This is a genomic window from Yinghuangia aomiensis (assembly GCF_039542225.1).
In the GTDB taxonomy this organism is placed as follows: Bacteria; Actinomycetota; Actinomycetes; order Streptomycetales; family Streptomycetaceae; genus Yinghuangia; species Yinghuangia aomiensis.
On sequence record NZ_BAABHS010000003.1, the window covers coordinates 373,171 to 393,470 of the forward strand.

Below are 20,300 nucleotides of genomic sequence, written 5' to 3' on the forward strand. Positions count from 1 at the left end.
GCGGGGACCCCTCGCACCCCTCTTATCCCAGGGGCACGCCCAGCCCCGGCAGTACCTCGGCCCCCGGAAGTTCGGCCAGTGCCCGCCCGGGCAGCACGATCTTCGAGCGCCGGTTGCCGGAGCCGATGATCGCCGCCTCGACCGCGGCGGCCGCCGGGTCGACCAGGACCGGCCACCCGGCGGGCAGCCCGATCGGAGTGATCCCGCCGTACTCCATCCCGGTGGCCTCGGCGACCTCGGCCAGCGGTGCGAACGACGCCTTGCGGGCTCCCAAGTGCTTTCTGACCAGGCCGTTCACGTCCGCGCGGGTCAGCGCGGTGACCATGCAGGCCGCGTAGGTCACGTCGCCGCCGCGCTTGGCGGCGATCACCACGCAGTTGACCGAGTCGGCGAGCGGCACGCCGTAGTGCGCGCAGAACTCCGCGGTGTCGGCCAGCTCCGGATCGATTTCCGCGACCCGCACGGCGTCGACGGGCACCGAGGCGGTCCACTGCTTCAGGGCGGCGGCCACCGGATCGGCCACGAGATCGAGGCGGGCGAGGGCGGGATACAGCTCCAGGGCACTCATGGCGACCATCCAAGCGGATCCGCGCCCGGACACTGCGACTGTTCGGTTGCTCACCGTGCCTGAACGGAAAATCCCTCAAATCTGACCGATGCTGATCACATCGTTGTTGCGTACGTGCTGCTTACACGTGTCGCCTCGAAAAGCCCGTCACTCTCCGTGTTGTTACCCTCTCGTCCCGGGACAGTTAGCAGGTCGGAGGCGGTGTGTGAACCCCCTTGGGGGGCACGGTTTCTGACGTGACGTTAGACACCTCTCCGGCCATGTGCCGACCGGGCGCGCGTACATTGCCGCTGTACGGGCGCAGCCGCCAGACGCGACATTGTTGAACCAGGCACTTTGGGAGGCTCCACGTGGAGTTCGGCATCTTCCTGAACGGTTACATCCCGGGACCGGCTGCGCACGACCGCGCGTCCGAGCACCTCATGTTCATGCGCGAGTTCGAGCTCGCGATCAAGGCGGACAAGCACAACTGGAAGTACGCCTGGTTCGGCGAGCACCACGCGCTGACCGAGTACAGCCACCTGTCGGCCCCCGAGGTCGCGATCGGCTACGTCGCCGCGCAGACCGAGCGCATCCACCTCGGCACCGCGATCAACTCGCTCTCGCCGCGCAAGGAGCACCCGGTCCGCTTCGCCGAGCGCGCCGCGATGATGGACCACATCACCGAGGGCCGCTTCGAGTGGGGCACCGGCCGCGGCGCCGGCTCGCACGAGGTCGCGTCGTTCAACATCGCCGACACCAACTCGACCAAGGCCGAGTGGGACGAGGTCTCGCGCGAGATCGTCCGGATGTGGGAGCAGTACGACTACACCTTCCAGGGCGAGCACTTCACCGTGCCGACCCCGCACAACATCCTGCCGAAGCCGTACGGCCACTCGCACCCGCCGATCTGGATGGCGTGCGGCAACCCGGGCTCGTTCGCCAAGGCCGGTTCGCTCGGCGTCGGCGCGATCGCGTTCAACTTCGAGCCGATCTACAACCTGAAGGGCCGCATCGAGGCCTACAAGGAGGCCGCGGAGAACCCGGTCGAGATCCTCGGCGACTTCCAGAACAACAACGTGATGATGACCAACGCGGTCATCTGCCTGAACGACCGCAAGCGCGCCCGCGAGATCGCCATCTCCAAGGGCCGCGGCTACCTGGTCACGATGGTGAACATGTACCACGACACGATGCCGAAGTCGGCCGACGCCATCACCTGGCCGGAGGCGCCGTTCGACCTGTCGCAGGGCGGCGACGAGTTCCTCGACTTCGCCATCGACGCCGGACTCATGCTCGTCGGCACGCCGGAAGAGGTCTGCGAGCAGATCGCGGCGTACCAGACCGTCGGCTGCGACCAGCTCGTGTTCGGCATCAACGACGGCATGTCGCACGAAGAGAACCTCGAGATGATCGAGCTGTTCGGCGACAAGGTCATCCCCGAGTTCGACAAGAACCCGGAGCACTCGACCACGGCCTACCGCCGCAGCGCCGGTGCCCCGAAGTACGCGCCGTTCAACGGCCCGGTCGACGAGAACCTCAAGCACTCGGTGCTGCCGGCCAACGCCATCCTCGGCCTGGACGGCAAGCCGCAGGGCTGAGCCCCGGCACCGCGGGCGACCGCGGAAATCAGGTGGTACGGGTGATCCGGGGGTAGAGCCCCGGGGCCCGCGGGTAGCGCTTGAAGGGCCCGGCCGCTCGGCCGGGCCCTTCGGCGTCCCCGACCGTCCGCGAGCCTGCGGCGGCCGGGCACGAACGGGGGTGCGGTACGCCATCCTGTACGCGGGTGCGCACCGCGCGTACGCAGGGCAGGAGGAAGCACATATGGCCACGGTCACGGAAGGGCTCGACGGGGTCCGGCACGAGCTGGAGCGGCTCGGGCGGAGCGTCGTCCAGCTGTTCGAGCCCGGGCTCGCGCCCGAACTGGTGCGGGAGCGCCTGGACGGGGCGCCCGACGAGCTGGTCGAGTGGTTCGGCTGGGCGGACGGCACCCGCGCCGAGGAGGACCAGACGGTCGACGAGGCGTCGTTCATCCCCGGATACGTGCTCATCAGCCTCGCCGAGGCGCTGGAGTTCCGGGACGAGGTCGAGGTCGAGTCGGACGGCGACGAGGAGTGGCTGCCGCTGCTGGTCTCGCCCGCCGGCGACTTCTACGCGGTGGCCTGGACGTCCCACGAGGGCGTCGTCCAGGTGTGGAGCTACGTGGAGGGCGCGGACGGCCAGGCGGACTACCCGGACCTGGCGCGCATGCTGCGGACCTTCGTGGAGAGCTACCGCACCGGCGCCTTCGAGGTGGACGACGAGGGCTACCTCGACATGCACCCCGAGCTGGCCGACCGGGTCTACGAGGCGATCAACAAGAAGGCGTCCTGACCTGGGCTTTTGCCAGTCGGGCCGGGAAAATCGGGGGAGACCGCGGCATGGGGTCTGCTACGATTTGATCGCCTTCGGCGCGGCCGCGCGTTCGGATCCATGACTGCGGCCCCGGAGGACCAAGCTTCCGAGACGAGCCCCTGGCGTGCGTGTGCCGCCGGGGCTCGCCCCTTTTCGGCGCCGCTGCGTCAGGCCGTGAAGCCCTTGGCGATGTGCTCGAGCCACCAGGCCGGGGCCGCGTTCATGAGCGTGTTGAAGTCCCAGTAGTCGTGCCAGCGGGTGAACTTCCCGTCGGGTCCGATCTCGTGCACCGAGACGAACGGGAGCGTGACGCTCTCGCCGGTCTTCCAGTGCCAGGTTTCCGCGTGCTCGGTGATGACCACGTCGCCGTCGGCGACGATGTGCTTCAGCTCGTGCTCGTAGGCGGACAGCATGTCCAGGCCGAGGCGCAGGCGCGCGGCGATCTGCTCGGGCCCGTACGCGCCGGCGCCGGGCGCCGGGACGTCGGTGTAGTGGCCGTCCTCGGCGAAATATGCGCCGACCTTGTCGAAGTCGCGGTCGTACAGGTCCTGCCAGAACTGCGCGACGAGCTTCTTGTTGGCGTCGGTGTTCGCCATGGCTGCGGCCTCCTCGGGGCGGGTCGCGGGGAGCCTAGGGACACCCGCGCGGGGTTTCCAGAGGCACGGGGGCATTGCCGCGGACCAACCGGTGCGGAAACCGGTACGGGGAACCCGAACGGGGGTTTCTGACGGTGGGTTAGCCTTCCCCGGTGCATATAGCCATAGCCCGGCGCGCCCGGGCCCTCGCGGGTGCTGTCGGGTTGGTGCTGGTGGCCGGGTGCGGCCTCCTCGGCGGGTCCGACGACGACTCGAAATCGGGCGGCAACGCCGCCCCGGCGGGTGCGGACGCGTCCGCGGCGGCGCCGGGCGGGCCGACGGCCCCCGGGGCGTCGGAGACGCCGGTGGTGCCCGGCGCCGCGGACCCCGCAGGAACGATCACTCTGGCGTTCGCGGGCGACGTGCACTTCAACGAGCGCACCGTGCCGCGGCTGAACGCGGGGGCGGACACCGCGCTGGGGCCGATCAGCAAGACGCTGGCGGCGGCCGACCTCGCGATGGTGAACTTCGAGTCGGCGATCACCGAGCGCGGCACGCCGGAGGCGAAGACCTACCACTTCCGGGCCCCGGCGTCGGCGCTGCCGGTGCTCGCGAAGTCCGGCGTGGACGTGGTGAGCATGGCCAACAACCACGCGGTCGACTACGGGCCGGTCGGGCTGCAGGACTCCCTCGCGGCGGCGAAGAACCCGCCGATCCCGGTGATCGGGATCGGGCCCGACGCGGCGGCGGCTTACAAGCCGTGGATCACCGAGGTGAAGGGGGTCAAGGTCGCCTTCCTCGCGGCCAGCCAGGTGCAGGACATCACCAACCAGAAGTACGCCGCCGGCCCCGGCAAGCCCGGGATCGCGTCGGCGCTCAAGGCGGACCAGCTGGTCGCCGCGGTGAAGACGGCGAAGGCCAAGGCCAACGTCGTGGTCGTCTACATGCACTGGGGCATCGAGGGCGACAAGTGCCCGTCGGCCGACCAGAAAGGCCTGGCGAAGAAGCTCGCCGACGCGGGCGCCACGGCCGTCGTCGGCACGCACGCGCACGTCATGCAGGGCGCGGGCATGCTCGGCAATACCTACGTGGACTACGGCTTCGGGAACTTCCTCTGGTACGGCACCTCGCCCTACCCGAACTCCAACGACACCGGCGTGACCACGCTGACCATCGGCGGGGGCAAGGTGGTCAAGGAGGCGTTCACGCCCGCGTCCGTCGACTCCCGCGGCGTGCCGATGCCGCAGACCGGCGCGGAGGCCAAGCGGATCACCGACCGCCGCGACGGGCTGCGGCCGTGCACGGGGCTTGCGGCGGCGCCCGAGTAGGACGCCGCCGGGCCGTCGGCCGGCTCAGCCCATGCCGGGCGTGGGCGGGGCGATGTACATGTAGCCCTTCTCCTCGACGCGCTCCTTGATGCGCCATTCGCCGTCGACGCGGACGAACGTGTCCAGGTACCAGAGGCCGCACAGCATCAGGCTCTGCTGCCCGTCCTCGCCGGGCATGACCATCGGGTTGTGGCACATCGTGCGCCCGGTGGCGGTGTCGCCGTCGACGGTGATCGACGAGTTGGCGATGAGGTGCTGGAACGCCGGGAAGTTCGGCATCACGTCGGCCAGGAACTTCTTGGTGGCCGCCAGGTCGCCCTTCGAGCCGCCCATCGCCGAATAGTCGATGTGCGCGTCGGGGGTGAACACGGTGTCCAGGACGTCCCACTGCTGCGTGTCGACCGCGTGGGAGTAACGGACCATCAGATCCTGGATTTCGAGCCGGTCCGAGATCTCTTGCAGCGACAGCATGGGTGCCCCTCCGGGTTGCGCTGGTCCATGGATCCCGGCGGGACCGTCTGCGCCCGCCGCGTCGGCAATGTCACTCCGCTTCGGGCGAGGAAGCAAGAGCCGGTGCGATCTTCTGCTTGTCCTACGGTTTTCGATTCCGGCATTCCGGGCACTGGGGTGCGGATCCGGCGTGCGGTGTGGACAAGGGAGTGCGCGGTGAGGCTTGGGAAGCTGCTGGGCGGGACGACGAGCGCCCGCCCCCCGCGGCGCGGCGGGGCACGGGGACGTCGTACGGCGGCGTTCGTGCTCGCTGCGGGACTCGTGGCCGGGGCTGCCGCCTGCTCCGACAACGACAGCGGCGGCAGCGCGAAGGCGTCGGGCACGCCCGCCGGGTCGCCCGGCTCGCCGAGCGCGTCCGCCGCGGCCGCGACGCCCCCGGGCGGGTCCAGCGACCTGCAGGGGAACTACCGCAAGGTGGTCGCCGACGTGCTGCCGTCGGTCGTCCAGATCACCACGGACAGCGGACTGGGCTCCGGGATCGTCTACGACACGAGCGGCAACATCGTCACCAACGCGCACGTGGTCGGGAACGCCACGACGTTCCAGGTGACGCTGGCCACCGGGACGCAGCCGCTGACCGCGAAGCTGGTCTCGTCCTACCCGCCGAACGACGTCGCCGTGGTGCGGCTCGACAACCCGCCGTCCGGGCTCAAGCCCGCGCAGTGGGACGACTCGTCCAAGCTCGACGTCGGCACCATCGTCATGGCGATGGGCAACCCGCTCGGCCTGTCCGGCAGCGTCAGCGAAGGCATCGTGTCGGCCCTCAACCGCACCCAGAACGAGTCGACGGACGGCGGCGGGACGGGCGCCACGATCCCCAACCTCATCCAGACCACCGCGGCGATCAACCCGGGCAACAGCGGGGGCGCGCTCGTCGACCTGGACAGCAAGGTCGTCGGCATCCCGACGCTGGCCGCCGCCAGCGGCGCGGGCAACGCCGTGGCGCCCGGCATCGGATTCGCCATCCCGTCGAACACCGTGCGGAACCTCGCCGACCAGATGATCAAGGACGGCAAGGTCACCAACTCGGGTCGCGCCGCCCTCGGCGTCACCGTGCAGACGGTCGTCGGCGGGCAAGGCTCCGGAGCGGGCGTCGGCGTGGTGTCGGTCGACCCGGACAGCGGTGCGGCGAAGGCCGGGATCAAGCCGAACGACGTGATCACCTCGGTGAACGGGACCGACACGCCGACCGCGTCGGACCTGGCCACGGTGCTGGCGGGGCTGAAGCCGGGCGACGTCGCGAAGGTCACCGTGATGCACCCCGACGGGTCGCAGGCGACGGTGGACGTGACACTGGGCGAATTGAGCTGACCGCGCGGGTCGGCTTGCCGGGTTGACGCGGCGGGGAAAGGCACGAAAGCGTCCCGGGCATGACGATCCCTCAGCAACCGGAAGAACACCCGGGGCCGGGCTGGGCTTCGGGACCGGCATTCGCCGGGGCGGGCGGGCCTGGGCAGCCCGCGGCACCCGGCCTTCCGCCCGCCCCGGCGCCGTTCGCGCCTCCTCCCGGGCCGCCGCCCGCCGCACCGCCGTACGCCGCGCCGCCGGCTTTCGCGGTGCCGCCCGCGGCGACCGTGCAGCCGGAACTGCCGGAGGCGCCCGCCGCGCCGCGGGAACTCCCGCCCGCCTCACGCTTCTTGCGGCTGGTCGCGCGGACGCTCGACTACCTGCTCGTGACCGCGCTCGTCGTGCCGCTGTGGTTCGCCGCCTACCACTACCTGCAAGGCAAAGCCGCCGACCTGCAGAACGACGTCTTCCGGAAGACGTTCTTCGCGCTGCTGCGCGGCGGCGCGGACGATGCGAAGCGTGCTCCGCTGCAGGCCGTCGACGGCCTGTGGGACACCACCAAGCTCCTGCTTCTGCTGCTGGTCCTCGCCCACTTGCTGCTGCCGACGCTCTACGACTGGCTCATGCACGCCCGGTACGGCCGCACGCTCGGCAAGATGGCCGTCGGCATCAAGGTGGTCGGCCCCGACGGCGGCAGCCGCATCGGGCTCGCCCGCGCCGCGCGCCGCAGCGCCGTCGCGGTCCTCGTGCCGTGGGCCGCGCTGATGCTCATGTGGTACGAACTCATCCTGCGCAACTGGTCCATGGCCGGCCTCTGCGGCATCGTCAGCCTGGTCGGCTTCGTCGACCCGCTGCTCGTCCTCGGCCCGCGCCGGCGCAGCTGGCACGACCGGGTCGGCCGCACGGCGGTGGTGAACGTCAAGGCGCTCGCCCGCGCCGTCGAACTCGGGCGCGCGGGCGGCCAAGCCGCCCGCCAGGCGGCGCAGCAGGCGGCGCAGGCCCTCCCCGGGCAGGCCGCGCGGATCGGCGCGGCGACGGCCGAGCAGGCGCGCGGCGTGCGGGACCGCATGCGGCGGCCCCGCGGATGACCGCGGGCCGCCGCGCCGGAACGCCCCTCGCGGAATGGCCGCGCGGGATCAGTCCTCGACGGTGATCGCCCGGGTCGGACAGACCCGGGCGGCCTCCTCGATCTGCGCGCGCAGGTCCTCCGACGGGTTCTCCTGGAGGATGTAGAGGAAGTTGTCCTCGCGGACCTCGAACACCTCGGGGGCTTCCGCCATGCACAGCGCGTTGCTCTTGCACTTGTCGAAGTCGACGTTGATCTTCATGCGTCCTCCGTGCCCGAAAACGTGACCAGGTCAACGACACCTATCACGCGCGGCCGAAGGTAAGGCCAGACTTCGTCGGGTCTCCCCACGCGGAAGGGTGGGGTCAGCACCACCCCAAACCCGGGCGGTCGCCGGATCGAGCGAGCGCCTTCGGACGGACAGGCTGGATGCAGGGTCCGGAAAGGCCGGACCGCGCACCGGAAGGTCCGATCATGGGCAAGCGCGCCACAGGCGTCCTGGAAGCTCCGTCCGCCACGACCGCCGTCTCGCTCGACGGCGTCACCAAGGTGTACGGGCGCGGCAACGAGGCCGTGCACGCCCTGCGCGGCGTCAGCGTGGACATCCGCCCGGGCTCGTTCACCGCCGTCATGGGGCCGTCCGGCTCCGGCAAGAGCACGTTCCTGCACTGCGCCGCGGGCCTCGACCGGCCCACCGGCGGGCGGGTCGCCCTGGCCGGCACCGACATCGCCGGGCTGTCCGAGACCAAGCTGACCGAACTGCGGCGCACCCGCGTGGGCTTCGTGTTCCAGGCGTTCAACCTGGTGCCGTCGCTCACCGCCGAGCAGAACGTCACGCTGCCGCTGCGGCTGGCCGGGCAGCGCCCGGACAAGCGGTGGGTGCACGAGGTCATGTCCCGCGTGGGCCTCGGGGACCGTGCCAAGCACCGCCCGGGGCAGCTGTCCGGCGGCCAGCAGCAGCGCGTGGCCATCGCCCGCGCCCTCGTCACCCGGCCCGACGTGCTGTTCGCCGACGAACCGACCGGCGCCCTCGACACCCGCACCGGCCGCGAGGTCCTCGCGCTGCTGCGCGAAGTGGTCGACCAGTACGGCCACACCGTCGTGATGGTCACCCACGACCCGGTCGCCGCGTCGTACGCGGACCGCGTGCTGTTCCTCGCCGACGGAACCCTGGTCGACACGCTCGAGCAGCCCACCGCCGACGCGGTCGCCGACCGCATGATCCACATGGAAGGCTGATCCCGTGCTCCGCCTTGCCCTGGGCACCCTGCGCACCCGGATCGCCGGGTTCGCGGGCGCCTTCCTCGCGGTGCTCCTCGCCGCCGTGCTGGTCACCGGCGCGGGGGTCCTGATGGAGTCCGCGCTCCGCGCGCACACGCCGGTCGAGCGCCTGGACGGCACGGACTTCGCCGTCGCCGCCTCGCGCCACCTCGAACGCACCCCGGCGATGGGCAAGGCGAAGGACGGCGAGACCCTCACCGAGGACGCGCCGAAGGAAACCGCGCGCATCCCCGCGGACCTCGCCGCACGCGTCGCCGCGGTTCCCGGCGTGCAGGCCGCCGTCGCGGACCGCACGGTCCCCGTGGTGCTGCCGGACGGCTCGACCGTCGAGGCACACGGCTGGGACAGCGCCCAACTGGCCCCCTACCGGCTGACCGCGGGTCAGGCGCCCGCGGCCGGCCAGGCCGTGCTCGACCAGGCCACCGCGGCCCGGCTGGGTGCCGTGCCCGGCGGCACCGTGCAGCTGGCCACCCCGGCCGGCGCCCGCACCGTCACGGTGAGCGGCATCGCCGGTGCCCCCGCACCGGCGGGCGCGAAGTCCGCGGTGTTCCTGCCCGCCGACCAGACCGCCGCGCTGAGCGCGGTGCCGGACCGGGCCGACTTCGTCGGCGTCGTGCTGGCGCCCGGCGCCGACCGCGACGCCGTGCGCCGCGCGCTCGACGGCATCGTGCGCGACGCCGGCCCGCAGTTCGGCGACCCGGCGCGCCCGCAGCCCAAGCTCCAGGTGCTGAGCGGCGGCTCGCTCGGCCGCCTGGAGGCGCCCGCGGTCACCGGCATGCAGGACGCCACCACCGCCGTGGCGAGCACCTTCGGCGGCTTCGCCGCGACCGCCGCGATCTTCGTGGTGGCCGGCACGTTCGGGTTCTCGGTGACCCGGCGCACCCGCGAGATCGGCCTGCTGCGCGCCGTCGGCGCGACCCCCGGCCAGATCCGCCGGATGGTCTCCGCGGAAGCGCTGCTCGTCGCCCTGGCCGCGGCCGGCATCGGCACGCCGCTCGGCTACCTGTTCGCCCGCGTGCTCAAGGCGCTGTTCGGGCACGCCGGCGCGCTGCCCCCGGGATTCGCGCTGCACGACGGCTGGATCCCCGCCGTCGTCGGCATCGGCGCGGCCGTGCTCACCACCCAGGTCGCCGCGCTGGCCGCGGCGTTCCGCGCGGCGAAGGTCAAGCCCACCGAGGTCTTCGGCGCCACGCCCGGGAAGCGGCGGATCGTCGTCCCCGCGCTGCGCTGGCTGTTCGGTCTCGGCGGGATCGGCGGCGGTATCGCCCTGCTGATCGTCTCGCTGCACTTGAGCGGCGACGACGGGGCGAGTGCGTCCGTCGGCATCGTGTTCACGTTCATGTTCGGCGTCGGCATGCTGGGCCGGCCGATCGCCCGCCTCGGCGTCGCGCTGGTCGGGCGCCTCACCACGCTGTTCGGCGGCGCGCCGGCACAACTCGCGCGGGCCAACGGGGCCTCCGATCCGGCGCGCATATCCGCGGTGGCTACGCCGATCGCGCTGACCGTCGCGTTCGTCTGCACGGTGCTGTTCCTCAACACCACCGTCGCGACCGAGACGGTCGCGCAGAGCAAGGCGCGTACCACCGCCGAGTTCGTCGTGGACGGCGCCGACCGGGCCGGCCTGGGCGCCGACGCGGTCGCCCGGATCGCCGGACTGCCCGGCGTGGCATCGGCGTCCGGCACGGTCGCGACCACCGTGCTCGACGGGTCCGCCTCGGACGCGACCGTCGCGGACGCCCGCGGCATCGGCCCGGAGACCGCACGCGTGCTCGACCTCGGCGTCCGCTCCGGCGACCTCGCGCAGCTCACCGGCGACGGCACCGTGGCCGTCGGCAAACTCCGCGCGGACGGGATGGGCAAGGACGTCGGCGACCGGGTGCGGCTGTGGCTGGGCGACGGCACGCCCGTCAGCCTGCGCATCGTCGCGGTGTACGACCACGGGTTCGGCTTCGGCGACTTCCTGCTGCCCCGCGACGTCGCGCTGCGGCACAGCACGGTCGGCGCGTACGACAAGGTCTACGTCAGTACCGCGCCGGGCGCCGACAAGGCGGCCGTCGCCCGGGCGCTCGCCGTGGAAGGGCACGTGCTCGACCGCGGCGCCTACCTCGGCGAAGTCCGGCACGACGCCGACCGCGACGCGTGGGCGAGTGCGCTGCTGCTCGGCGTGATCGGCCTGTTCACCGCGATCGGCGTGGTCAACACGATGGTCATGGCGACCGGCCGGCGCGGCCGCGAGTTCGCCGTGCTGCGGCTCTCCGGCACCACCCGGCGCCAGGCGTTCGCGATGCTGCGGCACGAACTCGCCGTCGTCGCGGCGATCGGCATCGGCCTGGGCACCGCGATCGCGTGGGTGACGCTCGGCGCGTTCTCGCACGGCATCACCGGAACGTGGGCGCCCGACCTGCCGGTTGGCCGGTACCTGGCGGTGGCCGGCGGAGCGCTCGCGATCACCTACGCGGCGAGTGTGCTGTCCGCGCGTACCGTCCTGCGCGACGACCCCGTTGCGGCAATCGGGGCGCGCGAGTAGCACGGGCCCGCGGCCCGAGTGAGAGGATGCCCCCGCACGTGGAGGGCACGTTCGGGGCGTCCTCCCACTGAACAGAGCGGGGAGGCGGGATGGCAGCCGAAGCCGCAGCGGGGATACGGCCGCTCGCAGACGCGGATCCGCGGACCGTGGGTCCGTACCGGCTGACCGGACGGCTCGGATCCGGCGGCATGGGTTCGGTGTTCGCGGGTGTCGACCAGTTCGAGCGGCGCGTGGCCATCAAGATCGTGCACGCGCAGTTCGCCGACGACCGCGAGTTCCGGGCCCGCTTCCAGCGCGAAGTGGATCTCCTGCGCCGGGTGCAGGGCACGTGTACGACGCCGGTGCTGGACGCCGATGTCGACGCCGCGCAGCCGTGGTTCGCCTGCGAATACGTGCCCGGCCCCACGCTCCAGGAACGCGTCGACCGGCACGGCCCGATGTCCGGCGACGAACTGTTCGCGCTGGCCGCCGGACTCGCCGAGGCACTGGTCGCGCTGCACGCGGTCGGCATCGTGCACCGCGACCTGAAACCGCAGAACGTGGTCTGCTCGCCCGCCGGCCCGCGGGTCCTCGACCTGGGCATCGCGCGGTCGATGGAGGACAACGGGCTCACCCGCACCGGCATGATGATCGGCTCGCCCGCGTGGATGAGCCCCGAGCGGTTCCGCGGCCAGACCAGCACCCCGGCCGCGGACGTCTACGCGTGGGCGATGATGGTCGCCTACGCGGCCACCGGCGTCATCCCGTTCGGCACCGGCGCGCCCGAAGTGGTCGCGCTCCGCGTCCTCCAGGAGGAAGCCGACACCGCCGGCGTCCCCGGACCGCTGCGCGGGATCGTCGACTGGAGCGCGGACAAGGACCCGCTGCGGCGGCCGTCCGCCACCCAGGTCCTGGAGACCGTCACCGGCACGTGGCGCGGTTCCCTCGGCGCCGGGCGCGCCCCGGTGGCCGACGCGGTGTCCGACGCCACCTCGCTCATCAACATGCACTGGAAAGCCCCGGCCGACGGCACCGCGTGGGGCAGCCCCGTCGCCGCGCCACCGTACGGGCAGGGGCAGGGGCAGGGCGGGTTCTCCGGATTCCACGACGGCTACGGCAACTTCGGCAGCACACCGCCGCCGCCGTCGGTGCCGCCCCCGCCCATGGCGTCCGGCGGCTACCCGGTCGGGCCGCCGCCGCGCGACACGGCCGACACCATCGTCGGCGACGTGCCGGTGCCCGAGGAACGCCCGTCCCGGGGCCGGTCGCGCGGCGCGCGGTCCGGTCGGGGCGCTTCGCGGCGCGATCCCAAGGTGATCGCCGCCGCCGTCGCGGGCGTGGTCGCCGTGGTGGCGATCGGCGCGGCCCTGCTGGCGAACTCCGGCAAAAAGGACGAGACGGCGAACGCCGAGCCGGTCGCGCAGTCCTCCGCACCGCCGCTCGGCACGGTGGTCGGTCCCGGCCCGTTCGACCTCCAGGGCGTCACCTTCGCGGTGCCGCAGGGCTGGGACGCGCGCCCGATGGCTGATGCCTCGATGGCCTGCGTCGCACCCGCGGAAACGGCCGCCGCGGCCCGGGTCGACTGCGCGGGCGGCCTCAAGGTGTGGGTCGGCGACGCCTCGGCCCGCAAGGTCGCCCTGGCCGACCCGAACGGCTGGACGCTCGGCAAGCCCGCGGCCTGCCCGGGCGCGGCGTCCGGCGCGAAGAAGGCGACGGCGCGCACCAGCGGGCGGCAGTTCTCCAAACTGGGGCCGATCACCTACGAGTACGCGCAGTACACGGTGACGTGCGCGGACGGCAGCAAGATCGAGCCGCAAGTGTGGTGGCTGCCGAAGTCGAAGATCTCGTTCAGCACGACGGCGCTGCCGAAGACCTACGACCCCGCGGTCACCGCGCTGATCACCTCGATGGAGAAGGCGAAGTACAAGGCCCCCAAGGGCGACTGAGCGCGGCCGGGGCGGTTCCGCCGCCCCGGCCGCCGGCTCAGCCGAAGACCGCGAGGTCGGTCGGCGGCAGGAACGGGTTCTCCGGGCCGGCCGGGAAAGACGTCCAGCCCTGGGAGTCGTACACGTCCATCAGTTCGTGCTCGGCCGTTTCGTCGTCCGGCCATTCGGCGCGCACGACCACGTGCACCGACGGGTGCGGGTACTGCTCCCACCAGTCGACGATGTGGCCGTCCAGGTCGACCGGGACCGGGTGGTGCTCGACGCGGTGCACGAGCATGTACGGGCCGCCCGTCCACGGGCCGACGTGCCCGCCGCCCAGGGGTATCGCGGACACCGAGTCACCGCCGCGGGGCAGCGCCGGCCCGGCGAAGTCGCCGGACAGCAGCGAGCCGACGTAACCGCTCGGCGGCCGGTCCGCAGGGACGTCCTGGTAGAAGTCCACCCGGAGTCGGTACCGGATCACGTGCTGCCCCTCCGCTTGCCCTGCACCTTGCCGTACTTGTCCGTACGGAGACCGGCGCGCAGCGTCGAACACCGACCGGCCGGTTCCGTGAGTCTCATACGTATACCAGCCAATCGGTGTTTCGCCGAGGGGAGCGCGAAATCAGCCCGCCGCGGACTCCGCGGAACCGTCGCCGGCGAAGTCCCGCCAGGTTGTCCACAGGGTGGGGACGGTTCCTGAACCGTAGGAGCGCTCCGGCCAGTTCGCCGGGGGGAGCCCGGCGGGGTTCTGGCCGACATTGGCGCCGTACCAGAGATCGTGCCGGCGGCCGACGAAGTACCAGCGCCCGTCCCGCCGCTCGTACTTGTCCCGGTACAGGATCGCCTGGTGGATCCAGCGGGGCCCCTCCTGGATCTCGCCCTTGCAGTACACGTGGCCCGTCGCGTGGTCGTCGTCGGCGAAGTCGATGACGTGCGTGCCGATGTTGAGGATCGTCACACCCAGCGGCTTGAGCTGCGCCTCGAACGACGCGCGCAGCGCCTCGCGGCCGCTCTCCTCGCGCGTCACGCGCACGTCGTCGACGAAGAGCCCGACAAGAGTGTCCAGGTCACGGCTGTCGACCGCGAGGGCGTAGCGTGCGGCCAGCTGCCGGATCTCCTCGTACGCCAATGCCTTGCGCGCATCCCGCGCCGCGCCGTCGTCCATGACCGCTCCGTTCGTCACTGCCCGATGAACTTGATGATCCGTCAGATCCTTGATACCCGATGAAGGCGGGGATTCGATCAGCGGGAAGGGTGGGCACATGACCGGCAGCCTCGAAGGACGCGTCGCCGTGATCGCGGGGGCAGGCGAGGGCATCGGCCTGTCCAGCGCCTTGGCGCTCGCGGGCGAGGGCGCCGACCTGGTGCTCGGCGCCCGCCGGGCCGAACCGCTGCGCGCGCTGGCCGCCACCGTGGCGGAGCGCACCGGCCGCAAGGTCCTCGCCGTGCCGACCGACATCGCCGACGCGGACGCGTGCCGCGCGCTGGTGGCCGCGGCGGCGGACGGGCTCGGCCGGGTCGACGCGGTGGTCAACGTGGCCACGTACAACCCGTCCGGCCGCGTGGAGGACCTCGACCGCGACGAATTCCGCCGCGCCTTCGACGTCAACGTGCTCGGCGTGCTCGAGGTCAGCCGCGCCGCGCTGCCGCACATGCGGGCGGTCGGCGGCGGCTCGATCGTGCAGATCAGCACCGAGGCGCCCCGCATGAAGCTGCCCTACATGGCGGCCTACGCCTCCACCAAGATGGCCATGGAGATCGCCTCCGCGACGATGGCGCGCGAGGTCGGGCGCGACGGCATCCGGGTCAACGTCGTCGTCGCCGGCTACACCGACAACGCGAAGCTGGCCGCCTACCTCGAATCCGAGGCGCAGCGGCGCGGCATGACCGCGGAGGAAGTCCGCGCCGACTTCGCGTCCAGCGCCGCCCTCAAGCGCATCACGCAGCCCGAGGACATCGCCGAGGCCGTGCTGTTCCTCGCGTCGCCGCGGTCGCGGGGGATGACCGGCACGGTGACGCACGTGACGTCCGGGGTCGTCCTGGAGCCCTGACCGGGCGCGCCTCCCCGAGCCGCGCGCCCCGTAGCGGCGAAATTGCGCCCCCTTTGCACCCTGCGCGTGTGCCCGCGCCCTTTGCGGGCATCAGTCGGGCATCTGGCGGGCATCCGGACGGCGGGCAGCCGGACGGGTGAAGGCGGGGCGGCGGCGCGGGGAGGCGTCCGGGTGGGGCGGAACCGGCTCTCGGAGCGTGCGGGCAATGCGGCCGCGTTGACCGGCGTCTTCTTCGCGCTCGCCTTGGTGGCGGCGATGGTCGCGGCGTTCGCCGTGCTCGCGCACTCGTGGCTGTGGGTGGTCGCCCTGCTGATCGGCGCGGTGTGCCTGCTGGCCTGTGGCTGGAGCGCGCTGGAGATCGTGATCGCGCGGCAGATGGACCGCGAGTGGCGGGCCCGGCAGCGGGGCGTCTACGAGGCGCGGCCGATCGAGCGGCGGGAATGAGCCGGGATCACCGGGGATGCCGGGATCACCGGGATTGCCGAGACGTCGGGATGCCGGGAACGCCCGGGTGCTCGGGCTGCGCGGTGCGGGGACGGCTCAGCGGCGCGAGCGGCCGCGGCCGCGGTCGCGCAGGAAGCCGCCGATCTCGTCGTTCTCCGCGTCGCTGAAGATCCGGTGCGGCACCATGATCGCCTGCTGCGGGTTGAACTCGAAGATCCACTGGTCGTCGACGGAGCGCAGCTTGCGGAAGTCGGACCACGGGATCTCGGCGCGCTTGGTGCCGATCACCGAGCGGTAGGCCTCGTCGGTCAGCGTCACCTGGCACACGTCGCCGTGCATGTGCTTGTTCGCGCGCGCGGCCTGGAACGGCGCCCACAGGCGCAGCCCGAGCATCGCCGCGCCGAAGCCGAGGAACACGAACGGCCAGAACTCCATGCCGCTGCCGAGCGCCTCGATCAGCAGCACCACCAAGCCGAGCCCGACCAGCGTGAGCCCGCCGACGCCCAGCATGCGGAAGAGGCCGCGGCGGAAGGCGACGACACCGTCGGCGATGTCGCGTTCGGTGGGGACGTAGCTGGCAGTGATATGCACCGGAATCTCCAGTCGGGCCGCGCGGGACCGCATGCGGCGGACGGGCTCCATCGTCGCACGGCGGCTCCGGCGGGTCGGACGCGCGGGCTCAGCCGTGCGGCGACGGGTTCGTGCCGGAGCCTTGGGCCGAGGCCGTGCCGGAATCCCGAGCCGGGTCCGCGCCCGGACCCAAGGCCGGATGCCGGTCCGCGCCCCAGTTCGTCGCGGGCCCCCAGTGCGCCGGTGCCGTGGGCGCCTGGTGTGCGGGCCGGGGCGGGCCCCACGCCGCGGGGGCGCCCGTCGGGGCACCGGCCGGGATGGGCTGGGGCCAGGCCGGCGGCGGGTACGGCCAGCCGTATTGCGGCGGCGGGGGCGTCCAGCGCGGCTGCGGCATGGTGCGGACCAGCACCTGCTCGAGGGCGGGACGCGCCGTCCACAGCGCATCGAGGAGGGCGCGCTCTTCGGCGGCGAAGCCGACGTCCGCGCCGTGCTTGGCCGCGCGGGCGCGCAGCTCGGCGAGGGCCGTCGCGTCCCAGTGGTACTGCCGCAGGGCCTTCTCGCCGGGTTTGCCGTACAAGGCCAGGGCCGCGCGGCGCTGCCGTCCGCGGTCCGCGACGGACGCCAGGACGAGCGGCTCGTTCCAGGTCATCCAGCCCGCCTGCACGTACCACGGCAGCTGCTGCGCGACCGACCGCAGCTGCCTGCCGCGCAGCTTGCCGCCCAGCACGAACACCCCGGCCAGCAGCGGTGCCATGACCAGGAGGTAGACGAGCAGCATGATCCACCCGTTGTCGTCGGTCGTGGATTTCCACGCCGACCCGTTCCACGCCGAGTGCAGGCCCGCCGCGACCAGGTAGCCGCAGAGGCCGAGCGCGACCGCGGCGATCCGGTTGCGGGCGAGCACGGCCAATCCGAGGGCGAGGCCGGTGGCCGACGTGAACAGCGGGTGCGCGAACGGGGTGAGGATGCCCCGGCCGAAGAACACCAGCGCGGTCTGCTTCGCGGCTTCGCCGTCCGCGCTGCCCTCGCTGAGCGCGCGCCCGAAGTACAGGACGTTCTCGGTGAAGGCGAACCCGGCCGCGGTCGTCGCGGCGAGCACCAGCCCGTCCAGCGGCCCGCGGAACCAGTGCCGCCGGAACAGCAGCAGGAGCAGCACCGCGGCGCCCTTGGCGAACTCCTCGACGAACGGCGCCACCACGGTCAGCCCGAGCAGCTCGCCGCGTTCCTCGCCGGAGCGGTCGACGATGGCCTCGATGGACCACGAGTTGGCGTAGAGCGCGGCCAGCGCACCCGCGCCCGCACCCCAAGACAGGGCGAACGCCAGGTGCTGCCACGGCTGCGGACGGGCCCGGGTGAGCAGCAGGAACGCGCCGACGACGAGCGGCACCGGTGCGGCGGCCAGCGGCACGCCCACGGCCAGCCCGCTGCCGCCGGTGACGTCGACCATCTTGACCGCGGCGGTGACCCAGCAGGCGGTGAACAGCAGCGCGAGGGCCGCGACCCGGTGTCTCGGCTTCGCGAAAAACGCGCGGAGCACGCCACCGGAGGCTGCCGGGGCGCGCACCACATGATCGGCTGCGTTCATATCGTGTGACGATAGCCGGGCTCGGCGACCCGGTCGTTTGCCCGACCGAAAATGTCGCGGCCCCGTGTCCGGTCCGTGCCCCCGCGGTCGAATCCGGTCGTTATGCGCGGCGGAAGACCAGGTCGGCGACCTCGTGGCCCTTGGCCAAGCCCTGCCGCTCGAAGCGCGTCATCGGCCGCCAGTCGGGGCGCGGGGCGTAGCCGTGCCCGGCGGTGTTCCGCAGCGTCGGCTCGGCGTCCAGCACTTCCAGCATCCAGGCGGCGTACGGCGCCCAGTCCGTCGCGCAGTGCAGCGTCCCGCCGGGCGCGAGCCGGGACGCGGCCAGCGCGGTGAAGCCCGGGCGGATCAGGCGCCGCTTGTGGTGCTTCGACTTGGGCCACGGGTCCGGGAAATAGACCCGGATCCCGGCCAGCGACTCCGGCGCGACCATCTCGGTGAGCAGCCGCACCGCGTCGCCCTCGGCGATGCGCACGTTGGCGAGGCGGTTCGTCTCCACCAGGTGCAGCAGGTTGCCGATGCCCGGGGTGTGGATGTCGGTGGCGAGGATGTTGGTGCCCGGGTCCGCGGCCGCCATCCGTGCGGTCGCCTCGCCCATGCCGAAGCCGATCTCCAGCACCACCGGGCTCGGGTTGCCGAACAGCGCGGCGAAGTCCACCGGGGTGCCGTCCACGCCGATGCCGTACGCGTCCCACATCCGGTCGATCGCGTTCTGCTGCTGCGGGCTCAGCCGCCCGCGCCGCGGGTGGAACGTCCGGACCTCGCCCACCGGCGGCCCCGCGAACGGATCGGGCACCAGCGTCGACGCGGTGCCGGGAGGCGGCGACCCGGCCCGGCCGGACACCCCGGCCGCGGCAGAGGCGGCCGTCGGGACCGCGGCCGCGGAAGCGGCACGGTCGGCGGACTCGGTGGGCGCAGCGGAAGACATAGGGAAGACGCCGTCGGCTCGGTGGAAAGCGCACCCGCGCGACCGCCGCTCGGACGGCCCGCGGCACATGTGCGGGGACGGTTCGATGCTACGCGAGGCGGTCGAACACCCGGCCCGCGATCTCCTCGCCGATCGGGAGGGATGCGGTGGCCGCGGGGGACGGGGCGTTCAGCACGTTGACGATGCGCTCGCCGCCGGTGAACAGGAAGTCGTCGACGAGTTCGCCGTCCGGGCGCACCGCCTGCGCGCGGACGCCGGCGGGCGCGCGCACCAGGTCGGCGGCGGTTACCGCGGGGAGCATGCGCTGCACCGCGCGGGTGAACGCGGGCTTAGCCAGCGAGCGGAGCATCTCGCCCGCGCCGTACCGCCAGTGGCGCTTGGCGATGTGCCACATGCCGCGGTAGGCCAGCGTCGACGCCAGCTCGGAGGGTTTGGCCTGCGCCCACGAGTAGCCTTCGCGGCGCAGCGCCAGCACCGCGTTCGGGCCCACGTGCACGTCGCCGTGGATGCCGCGGGTCAGGTGCACGCCGAGGAAGGGGAACGCCGGGTCCGGCACCGGGTAGACCAGGCCGTGCACCAGGCCCCGGCGGTGCGGCACCAGCTCGTGGTACTCGCCGCGGAACGGCACGATGCGCACCGGCGGCGGTGCGCTGTCCTCGGCGCGGGCCGCCATCGCGGCGATCCGGTCGCTGTAGAGCCCGGCGCAGTTGACCACGGTCTTGCCGCGTACCTCGCCGAGCCGGGTCTGCACGACGACCTCGGACGGGTGCACGGCGAGTCCGGTCACCCCCGCGCCGGTGCGCAGCGATACGCCGCGCTTGTGCAGCAGGTCGACGAGGGTGCGGCACACCTCGCCGTAGTCGACGATGCCGGTGGTGCCGACGTGCAGGCCCGCGATCGCGCGCACGTTCGGCTCGTATTCGGCGATCTGTTCGGGGGCCAGCTCGCGTACCGGCACGCCGTTGGCTTCGCCGCGCTGCAGCAGCGTCTTCATGCGGCCCAGCTCGGACGGGTCGGTGGCGACCACGAGCTTGCCGGTGACCTCGTGCGGGATGCCGTAGTCGGCGCAGAACTCGACCATGCGGCGCGCGCCTTCGACGGCGAACCGGGCCTTGAGGCTGCCCGGTTTGTAGTAGAGGCCGGAGTGGATCACCCCGCTGTTGCGGCCGGTCTGGTGGGCCGCCCAGGAGGTCTCCTTCTCCAGCACGGCGACGGTGGTGCCGGGGGAGCGCTCGGTGAGGGCGTAGGCGGTGGACAGGCCGACGATGCCGCCGCCGATCACGATCACGTCGTACCTGAGCAT

General features: G+C 72.6%; 20 protein-coding genes. 10 read left to right on the forward strand and 10 right to left on the reverse strand.

Annotated elements, in window-relative coordinates:
- Positions 1 to 22 precede the first annotated feature (22 nt).
- Positions 23 to 568 carry a YbaK/EbsC family protein gene (locus tag ABEA93_RS06120; RefSeq protein ID WP_345674240.1) on the reverse strand — a complete coding sequence of 182 codons (546 nt, stop codon included), beginning with the start codon at positions 566 to 568 and terminating at the stop codon, positions 23 to 25.
- Between the two features lie 350 nt (positions 569 to 918).
- On the opposite strand from ABEA93_RS06120, the gene ABEA93_RS06125 reads away from it, so the two are divergent.
- Entirely contained in the window at positions 919 to 2,148 is a 1,230-nt protein-coding gene (locus tag ABEA93_RS06125) for an LLM class flavin-dependent oxidoreductase (RefSeq protein WP_345674241.1), read from the forward strand.
- A gap of 223 nt (positions 2,149 to 2,371) precedes the next feature.
- Positions 2,372 to 2,920, forward strand: coding sequence for an SMI1/KNR4 family protein (locus ABEA93_RS06130; RefSeq protein WP_345674242.1), 549 nt, complete (start codon positions 2,372 to 2,374; stop codon positions 2,918 to 2,920).
- A gap of 188 nt (positions 2,921 to 3,108) precedes the next feature.
- Here ABEA93_RS06130 and ABEA93_RS06135 read toward each other — a convergent pair whose 3' ends face one another.
- Entirely contained in the window at positions 3,109 to 3,537 is a 429-nt protein-coding gene (locus tag ABEA93_RS06135; RefSeq protein ID WP_345674243.1) for a nuclear transport factor 2 family protein, read from the reverse strand.
- A gap of 152 nt (positions 3,538 to 3,689) precedes the next feature.
- Here ABEA93_RS06135 and ABEA93_RS06140 point away from each other — a divergent pair, with 152 nt between their 5' ends.
- Entirely contained in the window at positions 3,690 to 4,844 is a 1,155-nt protein-coding gene (locus ABEA93_RS06140) for a CapA family protein (RefSeq protein WP_345674244.1), read from the forward strand.
- A 24-nt stretch (positions 4,845 to 4,868) separates the two neighbouring features.
- Here ABEA93_RS06140 and ABEA93_RS06145 read toward each other — a convergent pair whose 3' ends face one another.
- Complete coding sequence (locus ABEA93_RS06145) at positions 4,869 to 5,315, reverse strand: nuclear transport factor 2 family protein (RefSeq protein WP_345674245.1); 447 nt, start codon at positions 5,313 to 5,315, stop codon at positions 4,869 to 4,871.
- A 195-nt stretch (positions 5,316 to 5,510) separates the two neighbouring features.
- Here ABEA93_RS06145 and ABEA93_RS06150 point away from each other — a divergent pair, with 195 nt between their 5' ends.
- Positions 5,511 to 6,665, forward strand: coding sequence for a S1C family serine protease (locus ABEA93_RS06150; RefSeq protein WP_345674246.1), 1,155 nt, complete (start codon positions 5,511 to 5,513; stop codon positions 6,663 to 6,665).
- Positions 6,666 to 6,724: 59 nt separating this feature from the next.
- Positions 6,725 to 7,729 (forward strand): RDD family protein, encoded by a 1,005-nt coding sequence (locus tag ABEA93_RS06155; protein WP_345674247.1) that lies wholly within the window; start codon positions 6,725 to 6,727, stop codon positions 7,727 to 7,729.
- A 48-nt stretch (positions 7,730 to 7,777) separates the two neighbouring features.
- On the opposite strand, the gene ABEA93_RS06160 is transcribed toward ABEA93_RS06155, so the two are convergent.
- Entirely contained in the window at positions 7,778 to 7,969 is a 192-nt protein-coding gene (locus ABEA93_RS06160; protein WP_345674248.1) for a ferredoxin, read from the reverse strand.
- A gap of 212 nt (positions 7,970 to 8,181) precedes the next feature.
- Here ABEA93_RS06160 and ABEA93_RS06165 point away from each other — a divergent pair, with 212 nt between their 5' ends.
- The 3 genes from ABEA93_RS06165 (at position 8,182) to ABEA93_RS06175 (ending at position 13,440) form a co-directional block, all read left to right on the forward strand.
- Positions 8,182 to 8,946, forward strand: coding sequence for an ABC transporter ATP-binding protein (locus ABEA93_RS06165; protein WP_345674249.1), 765 nt, complete (start codon positions 8,182 to 8,184; stop codon positions 8,944 to 8,946).
- Between the two features lie 4 nt (positions 8,947 to 8,950).
- Entirely contained in the window at positions 8,951 to 11,515 is a 2,565-nt protein-coding gene (locus tag ABEA93_RS06170; protein ID WP_345674251.1) for an FtsX-like permease family protein, read from the forward strand.
- 89 nt (positions 11,516 to 11,604) lie between these two features.
- Positions 11,605 to 13,440, forward strand: a complete 1,836-nt coding sequence (locus tag ABEA93_RS06175; protein ID WP_345674252.1) for a serine/threonine-protein kinase — start codon at positions 11,605 to 11,607, stop codon at positions 13,438 to 13,440.
- A gap of 37 nt (positions 13,441 to 13,477) precedes the next feature.
- Here ABEA93_RS06175 and ABEA93_RS06180 read toward each other — a convergent pair whose 3' ends face one another.
- Together ABEA93_RS06180 and ABEA93_RS06185 are read right to left on the reverse strand one after the other, a co-directional pair.
- Positions 13,478 to 13,903: a hypothetical protein gene (locus ABEA93_RS06180; RefSeq protein ID WP_345674253.1), complete on the reverse strand. Its 426-nt coding sequence runs from the start codon at positions 13,901 to 13,903 to the stop codon at positions 13,478 to 13,480.
- Positions 13,904 to 14,044: 141 nt separating this feature from the next.
- Positions 14,045 to 14,587: a nuclear transport factor 2 family protein gene (locus ABEA93_RS06185; RefSeq protein ID WP_345674254.1), complete on the reverse strand. Its 543-nt coding sequence runs from the start codon at positions 14,585 to 14,587 to the stop codon at positions 14,045 to 14,047.
- Between the two features lie 97 nt (positions 14,588 to 14,684).
- Between ABEA93_RS06185 and ABEA93_RS06190 the strand changes: the two genes are divergently transcribed.
- Together ABEA93_RS06190 and ABEA93_RS06195 are read left to right on the forward strand one after the other, a co-directional pair.
- A complete protein-coding gene (locus ABEA93_RS06190; RefSeq protein WP_345674255.1) occupies positions 14,685 to 15,473 on the forward strand; it encodes an SDR family NAD(P)-dependent oxidoreductase in 789 nt (262 codons plus the stop codon).
- Positions 15,474 to 15,644: 171 nt separating this feature from the next.
- Positions 15,645 to 15,917, forward strand: coding sequence for a hypothetical protein (locus tag ABEA93_RS06195; protein ID WP_345674256.1), 273 nt, complete (start codon positions 15,645 to 15,647; stop codon positions 15,915 to 15,917).
- A gap of 96 nt (positions 15,918 to 16,013) precedes the next feature.
- Here ABEA93_RS06195 and ABEA93_RS06200 read toward each other — a convergent pair whose 3' ends face one another.
- From ABEA93_RS06200 to lhgO, 4 genes are all read right to left on the reverse strand, one after another.
- Positions 16,014 to 16,508 carry a YcxB family protein gene (locus ABEA93_RS06200; protein ID WP_345674257.1) on the reverse strand — a complete coding sequence of 165 codons (495 nt, stop codon included), beginning with the start codon at positions 16,506 to 16,508 and terminating at the stop codon, positions 16,014 to 16,016.
- 88 nt (positions 16,509 to 16,596) lie between these two features.
- Positions 16,597 to 18,072, reverse strand: coding sequence for a PrsW family intramembrane metalloprotease (locus ABEA93_RS06205; protein ID WP_345674258.1), 1,476 nt, complete (start codon positions 18,070 to 18,072; stop codon positions 16,597 to 16,599).
- A gap of 100 nt (positions 18,073 to 18,172) precedes the next feature.
- The gene (trmB, locus tag ABEA93_RS06210) at positions 18,173 to 18,997 is read right to left on the reverse strand and encodes a tRNA (guanosine(46)-N7)-methyltransferase TrmB (RefSeq protein ID WP_345674259.1); all 825 of its coding nucleotides are present in this window, start codon (positions 18,995 to 18,997) and stop codon (positions 18,173 to 18,175) included.
- Positions 18,998 to 19,085: 88 nt separating this feature from the next.
- Positions 19,086 to 20,300 carry an L-2-hydroxyglutarate oxidase gene (gene lhgO, locus ABEA93_RS06215; RefSeq protein WP_345674260.1) on the reverse strand — a complete coding sequence of 405 codons (1,215 nt, stop codon included), beginning with the start codon at positions 20,298 to 20,300 and terminating at the stop codon, positions 19,086 to 19,088.